Source organism: Streptococcus sp. 9.1 (assembly GCF_016648815.1).
GTDB classification, from domain to species: domain Bacteria; phylum Bacillota; class Bacilli; order Lactobacillales; family Streptococcaceae; genus Streptococcus; species Streptococcus salivarius_E.
Window position 1 is genome coordinate 1 of the sequence record NZ_JACLQS010000012.1, and the last position, 13,910, is coordinate 13,910.

At 41.5% G+C, this 13,910-nt stretch carries 9 protein-coding genes; 8 read left to right on the top strand and 1 reads right to left on the bottom strand.

The features are described from left to right. Positions 1-240 precede the first annotated feature (240 nt). A complete protein-coding gene (locus tag H7T93_RS07790) occupies positions 241-1,791 on the bottom strand; it encodes a BCCT family transporter (RefSeq protein ID WP_037611795.1) in 1,551 nt (516 codons plus the stop codon). 592 nt (positions 1,792-2,383) lie between these two features. Here H7T93_RS07790 and cls (H7T93_RS07795) point away from each other — a divergent pair. The 8 genes from cls (H7T93_RS07795) to smc all read left to right on the top strand — a co-directional run bounded on the left by cls (H7T93_RS07795) (position 2,384) and on the right by smc (position 13,814). Beyond that, positions 2,384-3,934: a cardiolipin synthase gene (gene cls, locus H7T93_RS07795; RefSeq protein WP_175057893.1), complete on the top strand. Its 1,551-nt coding sequence runs from the start codon at positions 2,384-2,386 to the stop codon at positions 3,932-3,934. An 80-nt stretch (positions 3,935-4,014) separates the two neighbouring features. Further along, the gene (locus H7T93_RS07800; RefSeq protein WP_037611427.1) at positions 4,015-4,527 is read left to right on the top strand and encodes a GNAT family N-acetyltransferase; all 513 of its coding nucleotides are present in this window, start codon (positions 4,015-4,017) and stop codon (positions 4,525-4,527) included. Between the two features lie 134 nt (positions 4,528-4,661). Continuing rightward, the gene (gene cls, locus H7T93_RS07805) at positions 4,662-6,236 is read left to right on the top strand and encodes a cardiolipin synthase (protein WP_048790455.1); all 1,575 of its coding nucleotides are present in this window, start codon (positions 4,662-4,664) and stop codon (positions 6,234-6,236) included. 15 nt (positions 6,237-6,251) lie between these two features. Further along, the gene (locus H7T93_RS07810; RefSeq protein ID WP_201041743.1) at positions 6,252-6,905 is read left to right on the top strand and encodes a DNA alkylation repair protein; all 654 of its coding nucleotides are present in this window, start codon (positions 6,252-6,254) and stop codon (positions 6,903-6,905) included. Between the two features lie 294 nt (positions 6,906-7,199). Then, the gene (locus H7T93_RS07815; protein ID WP_003093217.1) at positions 7,200-8,276 is read left to right on the top strand and encodes an aspartate-semialdehyde dehydrogenase; all 1,077 of its coding nucleotides are present in this window, start codon (positions 7,200-7,202) and stop codon (positions 8,274-8,276) included. Positions 8,277-8,495: 219 nt separating this feature from the next. Then, positions 8,496-9,431 (top strand): 4-hydroxy-tetrahydrodipicolinate synthase, encoded by a 936-nt coding sequence (gene dapA / locus H7T93_RS07820; protein WP_195950890.1) that lies wholly within the window; start codon positions 8,496-8,498, stop codon positions 9,429-9,431. A 157-nt stretch (positions 9,432-9,588) separates the two neighbouring features. Further along, a complete protein-coding gene (gene rnc / locus H7T93_RS07825; protein ID WP_002885331.1) occupies positions 9,589-10,278 on the top strand; it encodes a ribonuclease III in 690 nt (229 codons plus the stop codon). A gap of 2 nt (positions 10,279-10,280) precedes the next feature. Further along, positions 10,281-13,814 (top strand): chromosome segregation protein SMC, encoded by a 3,534-nt coding sequence (gene smc, locus H7T93_RS07830; RefSeq protein ID WP_201041749.1) that lies wholly within the window; start codon positions 10,281-10,283, stop codon positions 13,812-13,814. The last annotated feature ends 96 nt before the right edge of the window (positions 13,815-13,910 follow it).

Genomic DNA, 13,910 nt, shown 5'->3' on the forward strand with positions numbered 1-13,910 from the left:
AGCGTCTTTAGGCGCTGGCTGGTATTATGGGCTTATAGCCCTTGATCAAACCACCCGTTAGACGGGTGGTTATGATTTTTATTATGTTTTCTTGATAGTAAGCCTCTATCGTTACAAGCTCGTTTGTGGTAAGATGAGTATAGGTCATTTATCTTAGTTCCTTTCAGACAAATGTGGTGTTTATCTGAGCCTAACATAGATGGCTTTTTCTGTCTAGCTTCGTTTTACAAATTGGGTTATTTATTCTTCATAAGATTTGAAGGGTTGATCTTTTTTAGGGTATCGTGTCGGTGTGATTGACAGTCCCATCTTGTCTTTTTCGTGTAGCAATTCAATGACTAGGGAAACCATGATCAGTACCATGATGAGTGAAAATGGAAAGGCTACGATAATCAGCGTATTTTGCAAGGCTACTAAGCCCCCTGAAAGAAGTAAGACGATGGCAATAGTCGCAAGGAGTACGCCCCAGAAGATTTTAAGGTTATTCTTTGGTTTGAGATTCCCATCATCAGAGAGCATAGCTAGCACATAGGTCGCAGAGTCTGCTGACGTGATAAAGAAGGTAATGATCAAGATGATGGCAACAACGGAGGCAATAAAACCAAATGGCAGTTGACTGAAGGTTGCAAACAAGGTCTGCTCACTTGGAAACTGTGTTAAATCTACATTTCCAAGTGATTGAACATGCGTTGAAAGTGTTCCAAAGGTAGAAAACCATAAAAAGCTTAATACAGTCGGTGCTAATAAGACGATGGATAGAAATTGTCTGATACTACGTCCTTTAGAAATTCTGGCAATAAAAACTCCCACGAATGGTGACCAAGAAATCCACCAAGCCCAATAGAAAATCGTCCAAGTATTGATCCAGTCACGATTGTATTGACCAAAGGAACCAGCACTGAAACTCATACGGAAGAAATTGGAAATATACAGTCCGATACTATCGGTCAAGGTATTAAAAATCTGGACTGTGGGACCGATGATTATGGTGATGGCGAGTAGTCCAATCGCTAAAATAAGATTGGTGTTTGATAAGATTTTTACCCCTTTTCCAAGACCAGAAAGGGCTGAAATGGTAAAGAGGATGGTTGTGATAATGATGATAATAACTTGCACAAGGGCATTGTTTGGAATACCAAAGAGGTAGTTGAGTCCCCCATTGATTTGGGCTGCCCCAAAACCAAGAGTGGTTGCCACCCCGATAACAGTAGCGACCACTGTAATCGTATCTACGATCTTACCAAGGATACCGTTTGTTTTTTTACCAAACAAGGGCTTTAAGGTAACCGATAAAAGATATTTCTCTTTTTTCCGGAAACCAAAGTAGGCGAGGGCCAGGGCGATTAAAGCATATATTGCCCAGGCATGGATGCCCCAGTGAAAGAAAGTGTAACGGAAAGCATCGGCTAAGGCTTCCTGCGACCCTGGGGTAGCTCGTACCGTTGAAATGGCATAATGGGATAAGGGCTCTGCGGCACCGTAGAAGACAAGGCCGATTCCCATTCCAGCAGAAAATATCATGGCAATCCAAGAGATAGTAGAGTGTTCAGGCACCGAATTGGGTTCCCCCAGTTTGATTTGCCCAACGGGACTAACCAGGAAAAAGCCACAAAGTAGAACGATTGACGTGACCAGTAATAAGTAAAACCAGCCAAGTTTATCTGAAATAACTTCCCTTAGTTGTTCTGACCAAACTTGGTAGCCGTCAGGCATAACAATACCAAGAAGGACGAGGATAGCCAGTAGCACAAAAGAGGTTTTTAAGACCGGCGTTAAATTTTTAGTTGACATAAAGTCTCCTTTCATTCTCTACCATTATATCAAAAATGATAAAAACTTAAAAATGAGGGGAGATTAGATAACACCCAGCTAGTTATAATTTTTAGTTGATTAACTAGAGACGTTTAAGAACCTAAATTGTCAAATTAAGTTAGACTTTTCAAGTAACTCAGAAAAACTTGGTAGGGTGATTGATAATTCAATGATTTCCTAGGAATTCTATTTCTTGAGAGTGGGACAGAAATCGGTAATTCGTTAGAATTCGATTTCGTCGTCCCACCTCCGCACAGTTGAGTAGGGCTGTAAAAGCTGATGAAATCAGTGTAGTAGAGCCCACTCAACCACTGCGTCTTTCTCGACAATCCAAAGACAAATTGAGAGGCTAGGACTTTTGTCCCAGCCTCATAATTTTGAGAAACATTCGTAAAATCCATTTGTTTCGGTAATCCATTTCGTCCTATATGTTAGTTCCTTTCAGATAAATGTGGTGTTTATCTGAGACTAGCCTAGATGGCTTTTTCTGTCTAGCTTAATTTTACAAATTTTGTTATAATAAGATTAACAAAAAAAGATAAGGAGTCATGCTATCAAAAACGAAACTAAAATTGAACGTCTTTATGATAAGAGTCGTCGCGGCTTTCTTCGTGGAATCTTTAGTCGTGCTACGATTATCTTCTTAATCATCTTACTGCAGCTTGTTGTTGTGGCCATGTCTTACTTATGGTTGCAACAATATAGGGTCCATCTTCAGGTGACAGAAGTAGTCCTTCGTATTTTGGCCATTATTTATCTCTTCCAGAGTGATATGGAATCAACAGCCGTCAATACTTGGCTCCTGCTTGTATTGCCTTTTCCTATTATCGGAACCTTGCTCTTGGCTTATACGAAACTTGATCTAGGTTACACAGGGATGAAGCGTGCTATTCAGAGCAATATTGACCGCAGTTCTGGTATTTTGAAACAAGATGATCAGGCCCTCGAAGAGCTTAAACAGCGTCACACAAGTAACTATAACTTGGTCCAATATCTCGAAAATGTGAATGGGCATTTTCCGGTATATCGTCACACGAAGACAACCTATTTCCCAAGTGGGGAAGCTAAGTTTGAGGAAATGAAGAAACAGCTCCTTAAAGCAGAGAAGTACATTTTCTTGGAATATTTCATCATTGGTGAAGGTGAAATGTGGGGTGAAATCCTAGCAATCTTGAAACAGAAGGTTCAAGAAGGGGTGGAAGTTCGAGTTCTGTATGACGGTATGAATGAATTTTCAACCTTAAGTTTCGACTATAAGAAACGTTTGCAAAATATAGGCATTCAATCTCGTGTTTTTGCCTCAGTGACGCCTTTCTTGTCTACCTATTATAATTATCGTGACCATAGAAAAATCTTGCTGATTGATGGTAAGGTTGCTTTTACAGGCGGGATTAATTTAGCTGACGAGTATATTAACAAGATTGAGCGTTTCGGTCATTGGAAAGATACTGCACTCATGCTGGAGGGGCCAGCGGTTGATACTTTCTTAGTCCTCTTTCTTCAGATGTGGACCTACTCTCATGAACTGCTAGATGTGACATCCTATATGGTTGAACATGAGGGCTTTGACACTCCTGGTTTTGTCGTACCTTACGGGGACAATCCACTTGATAAGGATAAGGTCGGTGAAAATGTCTATATTGATATTCTTAACCATGCTCGTGATTTTGTTCATATCATGACCCCTTATCTTATTTTAGATGGTGAGTTACTGCATGCTTTGAAATTTGCGGCTGAGCGTGGGGTAGACGTCAGTATCATTATGCCTGGCATTCCTGATAAAAAGTCAGTTTACTACCTAGCTAAGACCTACTACCCAACACTGCTAGCCTCTGGCGTTAAAATCTATGAGTACACACCTGGATTTATTCATGCCAAGGTCTTTGTAAGTGATAATAGTAGGGCTGTTGTAGGAACCATTAATTTAGATTACCGAAGTCTATACCATCATTTTGAGTGTGCGACCTATCTTTACAGGACGTCATCAGTGGTTGGTATTGAGGAAGATTTCCAAGCGACAATGGCCAAGTGTCATCGAGTCAGCATGACTGATGTTAAAAATCGACCATTTCACCAGAAGTGCTTGGGCTTATTGACCAGATTAGTTGCGCCATTGATGTAGTGACAAGACTTGTTATAAGAGGGTTGAGCCCTCTTTTTTTATAGTTTAAAATAAAGATAATGAAGTCGAAGGAGAAAATGATGTTAACCATTCGTCCAGCCAACTTGGCTGATGCACAAGCTATTCAGGTCATCTATGCACCCTATGTTGAGAAGACGGCCATTACCTTTGAATATGAAGTTCCCAGTGTTCAAGAATTTGAGAATCGTATCAATAAAACCCTTGAAACTTACCCTTATCTGGTCGCTGAAGAGGATGGACAAGTTCTCGGATATGCCTATGCTTCAACCTACTATGCCCGGACAGCTTATAATTGGACAACTGAATTGTCCATCTATTTGCATGAAGATGCCCGTGGTCGAGGTCTGGGAAGTCAGCTCTATGATGCTCTTGAAGAGGAACTTGAACAACGGGGCTTTTTGCGATTCTTAGCCTGTATTGCTGTTCCGAACGAGGCTAGCATTGCTATGCATGAAAAACGTGGTTATGTCCAAGTTGCTCATTTTCCAAAAGTGGGCTACAAGTTTGAGCAATGGCATGATATTGTCTGGATGCAAAAGACCTTAGATGGTCCTGTCAGGAAAATACGGTAGGAGGCTAGAAATGTCTAGTCAAAGTCGACAAATTGATTGTGTCATTTGCCCACGCCAGAATGATACTAATAATTGAAAAATCGTAGAAAAAGCTCTGAACTGTGAGCTAATTTCTTTGTACTAAAGGAGCCTATATGTCCCAAGAAATAAGTGCCCGGCTATTGCCTCAGAAGCCGTCTAAATGGGCTAAAATTCTACTTAATCGTAAGGTACCTATTTTCCTGTTTTTCTTACTAGAATTGGCCTTTCTTGTCTTTTCATATATTAGCCTACAAGAGCATTTCCCATCCATTATCTTATGGGAACACTTATTGAGTGTTTTTACCTTTTTATATTTGCTCAATCGTTCCATGGACTCCCGTTCCAAACTTTCTTGGTTGATCATCATTGCCCTCTTTCCCATTTTTGGGACCGCCTTGCTCTATTTTTCGCTAGCTGATTTTGGTGTCAGACGTTTGAAAAAGCGTCTTGTGGAAGCTACTCAGCAAACTTCCGACTATTTGGCTACCGAGCCAGAGGTTGAGGACTATCTGCCTCATAGCGATAGGCAACTGCAAAGACTGGCTTATTTTCTGGAGCATAGTCCTGCTCATTTTCCAATTTATAGAGATACTAAAGTGACTTATTTCCAACTTGGAGATGATATGCTTCCGGCCTTGTTGGAGGATCTGAAAAAGGCAGAGCGTTATATCTTTATGGAGTATTTCATCATTGATGAAGGCATCATGTGGGGAGAGATATTAGCCATCTTGGAGGAGAAGGCTAAGGCAGGACTGGACGTTCGTGTTATGTTTGATGGGATGAATGAGATGACCACCTTATCCTACGATTATATCGAGAGGTTACACAAGGTTGGTATTAAAGCTCAGACCTTCTCGCCAATTAAGCCAGTTTTATCGACCTATTACAACTATCGAGACCACCGAAAAATAACAGTGATTGATGGTCAAGTTGCTTATACTGGTGGCGTTAATATCGCTGACGAGTATGTTAATAAACGAGAACGCTTTGGCCATTGGAAGGATACGGCCCTTCGCTTAGATGGTCCAGCAGTTCAAACACTGAAAGCTCTCTTTTTGACCATGTGGACAGTGACTGGAATAGAAGATAAAACGGATATGGAGCACTATCTACAAGAAAAACCTCAACAAAGGAAGAGTTCGGGCTTTGTACTCCCTTATGGCAATTCACCGCTGACCTACCACAAGGTTGCCGAAAATGTTTATTTACATCTTCTGAATACATCAACTAATTATGTCTATATCATGACGCCTTATCTGATTTTGGATGATGAATTGGTCAGAGCCATGACCTTTGCGGCCAGACGAGGTGTTGATGTTCGGATCATTATGCCAGGGATTCCAGATAAACAGTATGCCTTTGATATTGCGACGACCTATTTTAAAGTGCTCTTGGATGCTGGCGTCCGTATTTTCCGCTATACTCCAGGTTTTGTCCATGCAAAAGTTTATGTTTCTGATGGCCAACAAGCTGTGGTAGGTACCATTAACACAGACTATCGAAGTCTCTATCAAAATTTTGAAGACGGGGTTTATCTCTACAAAAATCTGGAAGTGATTAAGATTGAACAAGATTTTGAGAAAACCCAGGCTCTCTCAGAGGAAGTCACTCTGGAAAGTTTGTTGAAAATGCCTATGGCTCATCGTCTATGTGGCTATCTCTTTTCTTTGATTGGACCTTTGATGTAAAAAAGAAGAAATCATATGGATACAAACATTCTTTTGAAATTGTTAGAAGACCAAGCTGATTCAACGAAAGTCCCAGCAATGGAAGCTTATATGAAAAATAAATTCAGCTTTCTTGGCGTTCAAAAACCAATTCTCAAAAAGATTGAAAGAGAGTTTTTTAAGCCTTTCATAAAAAATCCAATTGATTGGACTTTTGTGGAAGAGTGTTGGCAGCAACCTTACCGTGAGTTTCAATATATTGCTATGGATTATCTGGATAAAAAGAAGAAGGAGCTTAGACCTGAAGATTTTCCAAAGCTAAAGGAATTGGCTCAAACCAAATCATGGTGGGACAGTATAGATCAATTGGACCTTATCATCGGAGAGGTTACTTTTCACTATCCAGAAACCAAGAATATCATGCGCCAATGGAGTCTTGATAAGGATTTTTGGTTGAGACGTATTGCCATTGACCACCAGCTTATGCGTAAAGATTTGACAGATACTGCTCTCCTAGCAGAGGTTATCTGTAACAACTTTGGGCAGACAGAGTTTTTCATTAATAAGGCTATCGGTTGGAGTTTGCGCAATTACTCAAAGGTAAATCCTGATTGGGTTCGGGCTTTTATTGATCAACATGCTAGTCAAATGGCATCTCTTAGCATTCGTGAGGCAAGTAAGTATTTATAGAAATCAAGAGCTTGACTCTGTCGTTCAATATGCTAGAATAGAAACATGCGATGAGTCGATTGGCTCTTTGGAGCCTTTTGCGCTGAGGAGGTCTACATTAGATTGTAACGCAGGAGCGGACCTTGAGTAGTTGTGTGAACCTGCTACTCTCATCGAAAGATGCCTCCTATCCCTTACCATTTGGTAGGGGCTTTTCTTTATTCTTGGCCTTTTAACCCTTTTCAACTGGGCTTAAACGTAGTATAATAGATTCACTAAACTAAATTGATAGAAAATTCCGAAAGAGGTTTTACTATGGGATACACAGTTGCTGTTGTCGGTGCTACAGGTGCCGTCGGTGCTCAAATGATTAAAATGTTGGAAGAATCAACACTTCCAATCGATAACATTCGCTACCTTGCGTCTGCTCGTTCTGCAGGCAAAGTCTTGCAATTTAAAGGCCAAGACGTGACCATCGAAGAAACGACTGAAGACGCATTTGAAGGTGTAGATATTGCACTTTTCTCAGCTGGTGGATCTACCTCTGCTAAATATGCACCATACGCCGTTAAAGCTGGTGCAGTAGTCGTTGATAATACATCATACTTCCGTCAAAACCCAGATGTACCATTGGTTGTACCTGAGGTCAATGCACATGCGCTTGATGCTCACAACGGTATTATTGCTTGCCCTAACTGTTCAACTATTCAAATGATGGTTGCCCTTGAGCCAGTTCGTCAAAAATGGGGCCTGGACCGTATCATCGTGTCAACTTACCAAGCCGTATCAGGTGCTGGTATGGGAGCAATCCTTGAAACACAACGTGAGTTGAAAGAAGTTTTGAATGATGGCGTTAACCCACGTGATGTCAAAGCTGAAATCTTGCCATGTGGTGGTGATAAGAAACACTATCCAATCGCCTTTAACGCCTTGGCTCAAATCGACGTCTTCACTGAAAATGACTACACTTACGAAGAAATGAAGATGACAAACGAAACTAAGAAAATCATGGAAGACGATAGCATTGCTGTATCAGCAACATGTGTGCGTATTCCAGTCTTGTCAGCTCACTCAGAGTCAGTCTACATTGAAACAAAAGAAGTGGCACCAATTGACGAAGTGAAAGCTGCTATTGCAGAATTCCCAGGTGCAGTCCTTGAAGACGACGTTGCTAACCAAGTCTACCCACAAGCCGTTAATGCTGTAGGTTCACGTGATACATTCGTCGGACGTATCCGTAAAGACTTGGATGCTGAAAAAGGTATCCACATGTGGGTTGTTTCAGATAACCTCCTTAAAGGTGCCGCTTGGAACTCAGTCCAAATCGCAGAAACACTTCACGAACGTGGTTTGGTTCGCTCAACTTCAGAATTGAAATTTGAATTGAAATAGGGAGCGAAACAGAAATCAGTAAGGATTTAGTGTTGTACTTGAATACTAAAATCATGCTGAATCCTATAAAGCAGAGAGACTTCTCTCTGTTTTTTGTTTATTGGCCATCAATTGAAACAGTCAGTCCTCATGTTTTCAGAAAATTGTCAACTTATCTGTCTGTCTGGTCAAAATTATGGTAAAATGGAAAGGATTAGAAAACGGTTGAAGGAGAATATTATGTCAATTGATCAATTAAGAGATGTCAAACTGATCACAGCCCTTATTACACCTTTCCACGAAGATGGATCAATCAATTATGATGTCCTTCCAGAATTGATTGAGCATCTTTTGGCTCACCATACAGAAGCTCTTCTTTTGGCGGGAACAACGGCTGAAAGTCCAACACTTACTCACGATGAGGAGTTGGAACTCTTTGCGGCTGTTCAGAAAATTGTTAATGGACGTGTGCCATTGATTGCTGGTGTCGGTACCAACGATACACGCGACTCAATCGAGTTTGCTAAAGAAGTTGCCAAATTTGGTGGTTTCGCAGCTGGTCTTGCTATCGTGCCTTACTACAACAAGCCATCACAAGAAGGTATGTACCAACACTTCAAAGCTATTGCAGATGCTTCTGATTTGCCAATTATCATCTACAACATCCCTGGTCGTGTGGTTGTTGAAATGGCTCCTGATACCATGCTTCGTTTGGCTGAACATCCAAATATTATCGGGGTTAAAGAATGTACCAGCCTTGCTAATATGGCCTACCTTATCGAACATAAACCAGAAGATTTCTTGGTTTATACCGGTGAAGATGGGGATGCCTTCCACGCTATGAACCTTGGAGCTAACGGTGTTATCTCAGTAGCCTCTCATACAAATGGTGATGAGATGCATGCCATGCTTGAAGCTATTGAAAATAGTGACCTCAAGACAGCAGCAACTATCCAACGTAAATTTATTCCTAAAGTTAACGCTCTCTTCTCAGTACCAAGTCCTGCACCTGTCAAGGCTGTTCTTAACCATCTTGGTTTTGAAGTTGGACCACTTCGTTTGCCATTGGTTGCATGTACTTCAGAAGAAGCTAAACGTATCATTAAGGTTGTCCTTGAAGAAGATGTCGAAGCAACACGTGAGACAGTTACAGGTGTCGTTCGTCCAGATTATTAAGAAAATGAAGTTGAGCAGCTTGCTCAGCTTTTTTTAGTTGAAGAGGTTAAATCTCACAAAATAAGCTGATATAGGGTCTAAAAGCAGTTTTCTATCATGAAAATTGGCTTTTTTTGATATAATTATAGTTAGTGTGCTTAAAAAGAAAGGAAGTTTCATGAATCAACTTGAACAAAAACTTGAGCAGGATTTTGGTATTGTTTTTAGCCAAAAAGACCTCTTAGAAACAGCATTTACCCATACCTCATATGCCAATGAGCACCGCCTCCTAAACATTTCACATAATGAACGTTTGGAATTTTTAGGAGACGCGGCTCTGCAATTAGTCATTTCTGTTTATCTTTACAAACGTTACCCTAACAAGCCAGAGGGAGAAATGTCTAAGATGCGCAGTACTATCGTTCGCGAAGAGAGTTTGGCAGGATTTACGAAGGCTTGCGGTTTCGAGCAGTATATCCGTCTTGGTAAAGGGGAAGAAAAATCTGGTGGACGTGAACGTGCCACTATCCTTGGTGACCTCTGGGAGGCCTTCCTCGGTGCCCTTTATTTGGATCAAGGTTTGCCTGCTGTTGAGAAATTCTTGAATCAGGTCATGATTCCTCAGGTTGAAAAGGGGAACTTTGACCGCGTAACAGACTATAAGACAGCCTTGCAAGAGCGTCTTCAGGTCAATGGTACGGTTGATATTACTTATACTGTTATCGATGAGTCTGGACCAGCTCATGCTAAAGAATTTACTATGCAGGTAGCTGTTGATGGTAAGGAACTCAGCACAGGTCTTGGAAAATCTAAGAAATTAGCTGAACAGGCAGCGGCTAAGGCTGCCCTTGAACAACTAGGAAATTAAGCATGTATTTGAAATCAATTGAAATGCAGGGCTTTAAATCCTTTGCGGATAAGACGCAAGTCGTCTTTGACAAGGGAGTAACAGCCGTTGTAGGTCCAAATGGATCGGGAAAATCAAATATTACAGAGAGTCTACGCTGGGCTTTGGGAGAATCCTCTGCCAAGAGTTTGCGTGGGGGCAAGATGCCTGATGTTATTTTTGCAGGTACAGAGGTTCGTAAGGCACTCAACTATGCGGAAGTGGCAGTTACTCTTGATAATAGTGATGGCTTTATCGTGGGTGCTGGTGAAACCATTCGTGTGGAGCGTCACATTTATCGAAACGGTGACAATGATTACTTGATTGACGGTCGTAAGGTTCGTCTACGTGATATTCATGACCTTTTCATGGACACAGGTTTAGGGCGTGATTCTTTTTCCATTATTTCCCAAGGTCGTGTTGAGGCTATTTTTAATGCTAAACCCGAAGAGCGCCGCGCTATTTTCGAAGAAGCTGCTGGCGTTCTTAAATATAAAACACGTAAGAAGGAGACCGAAAGCAAGCTTAATCAAACTCAAGATAATCTTGATCGTTTGGAAGATATCATCTACGAGCTAGATGGTCAGGTTAAACCACTTGAAAAGCAAGCAGCTACAGCCAAACGTTATTTGGAATTAGATGAGGAACGTAGACAGACTCAGCTTAACCTTTTGGTCCACGATATTGAAGTTGGTAAGTCTGAGTTGAGCCAGACTCAAGAGGATTTGGCAGAGGTCAAGGAAAAATTAACCAGCTATTATGAGGAACGTCATCGTCTAGAGACTGAAAACCAAGAGCTCAAGCAGAAACGCCATCAAATTTCAGAACAAATTTCTTCTGACCAACAAACCTTGGTGGATGTCACACGTCTTATTAGTGACTTTGAGCGCCAAATTGATCTCTATACCATGGAGAGTCAGCAACGTTCAGAGAAAAAAGAAGAAACAGAAGCTCGTCTCAGTGAGCTAGAGAGTTTGAAAGCTGAAGCTCAGGCATCTCTAGATAAGGTTAATCATCGCCAAGTCGAATTGAATGCGGAGTTGGAAACTATTGCCCAAGAGTTAGTTGCTATTCAAAAAGAACTGGAGCAATTTTCTGATGATCCAGATACGCTTATTGAACGTTTACGTGAGGACTATGTCAGTCTGATGCAGGAGGAAGCTAAGGTTTCCAACAGTTTGACTCAGGTTACTCACGACATGGATAATCAGACTCAAGCACTAGAGGCACAGGCTGAAGAATATAAACAAGCTCAGGCAGACTTGCTTTCCGCTCAGGAAGTAGCCAGCGAAGCCCAAAAAGCTTATCAAGCAGCCCAAGCCAGTCTTCAAAGCCTCCTAGCTAGCTACAAAGAAAAGGCTCAGGCTTATCAAACTATTGATAAGGACTATCAAGAGGCTCAAAAGCAGATGTTTGACCTCATGGATCACCTTAAAAGTAAAGATGCCCGTCGTCAAAGTTTAGAGTCTATCCAAAAAAATCATTCTAACTTCTTTGCAGGGGTTAAGGCTGTCCTTCAAAATGCCCAATCTATTCAAGGAATTATTGGCGCTGTCAGTGAACACTTGACCTTTGATACGCGCTATCAGACAGCTCTTGAGATTGCTATGGGAGCCAGCGGGCAAAATATTATTGTCGAGGATGAAGCGGCTGCTAAGCGCTCGATTGACTACTTGAAGCGTAATCGTCAGGGACGTGCGACCTTCTTGCCGTTGACTACTATTAAACCACGTCAACTTAATGGACAATTTGCTCAAAGTCTTGCCAATGCACCAGGCTTTATTGGTATGGCTTCCGATTTGGTTACCTATAAGGACCGCTTATCTAATATTTTCCAAAACCTCCTAGGGGTAACAGCAATCTTTGATACCATTGACAATGCTAATAAAGCGGCTCGAGCTGTTCGTTTCCAAGTGCGTATGGTCACTCTTGACGGTTCTGAAATTCGCCCTGGTGGTGCCTTTGCTGGTGGTACCAACAAACAAAACAATAACCTCTTTATCAAGCCTGAACTGGATGCATTGACTTCTGAAATTAACCAGATTAAGGCTCAATTAAGTGATAGTGAATCCAAAGTTGAAGCCCTCAAAATCAAACGTAAGGCTCTACAGAAAGAGCTAGAAGACCTTAAGGTAGATGGTGAAAATGCTCGTCTGCAAGAGCAAAAACTAGACTTAGAACACCAACAAGCCTTGTCAGAGGTGGAGAAAAATCAAAACCTAGTGGATAGTTTCAAACAGGATTCTCAGGGAACTGATGGGGCAAATCTTCAAGATAAGGCTGAACAACTTAAAGCAGAGTTAGCACAAATTGCATCCAAGCGTGAGACCATTAACGACCGTATTGAGGCTATTAAGGAAGACAAAGACGCACTTGGCCAACAAAAACAGGTTCTCTTAGACAAGCAATCTGAACTTCAGTTGAAGGAACGTGATTTGCAAGCAGAATTGCGTTTTGCTAAGACAGAGAGCAATCGTCTTCAAGCCGACTTGTCTGAGTTAATGAAGGAATCGGATAGTCTTAAAGCCCTCCTTAATAACCAAGTCAATGATGACCAAACTGACCGCCTTCCGCATTTGCAAGCACAGCATAAAGAAGCTGTCCAACGTAAAGACGATTTGGAACAAGCTCTTGTCCGTGCTAAGATTCAGGTGCAAGATTACGAAGGTCAGTTGGAGGATTTGGAGGAGCGTTTGGCAAAAGCTGGCAATCGTAACGAGGATTTGATTCGTCAACAGACTCGCCTGGAAGAGCGTGAAAGTCAGATTAGTCAATCACTTCGTAAGTTTGCGACACAGTTGGCTGAAGATTATCAGATGACGCTCGAAGCAGCCAAAGGTCAGGCTAGCCCTCTTGACAATGTCGAACAAACCCGCCAGAATCTGCAAGGTCTTGAGCGTTCGATTAAAGCTTTGGGTCCAGTCAATGTGGATGCTATTGCCCAATTTGAAGAGGTTAAGCAACGTCTAGATTTCTTGAACGGCCAAAAGGATGATTTGCTCGAAGCCAAGAGTCTCCTTCTGAATACCATTAATGACATGGATGATGAAGTGAAATCACGCTTTAAAGCAACCTTTGAGGCTATCCGAGAAAGCTTTAAACAAACCTTTACGCAGATGTTTGGTGGAGGTTCAGCAGACTTGATTTTGACCTCAGACAATCTCCTAGTGGCTGGGGTAGAAATTTCTGTGCAGCCACCAGGTAAGAAAATTCAATCACTTAACCTTATGTCTGGTGGTGAGAAGGCCTTGTCAGCTCTTGCCCTTCTCTTTGCCATCATTCGTGTTAAAACCATTCCATTTGTTATCCTTGACGAAGTAGAAGCGGCTTTGGATGAAGCCAATGTTAAACGCTTCGGTGACTACCTTAATCGTTTTGACAAGTCCAGTCAATTTATTGTAGTTACCCACCGTAAGGGAACGATGTCTGCGGCAGATTCTATTTATGGGGTAACCATGCAGGAATCAGGTGTCTCGAAAATCGTTTCGGTCAAACTAAAAGACCTTGATTTAGACTAAAAATAGATTATATTTTCATGAAAGATAGTTGATAGCTTTATCACTATCTTTTTTCATAGTCTCAAAAAATTTGTAAGGACTTTCAGAAAAACATTA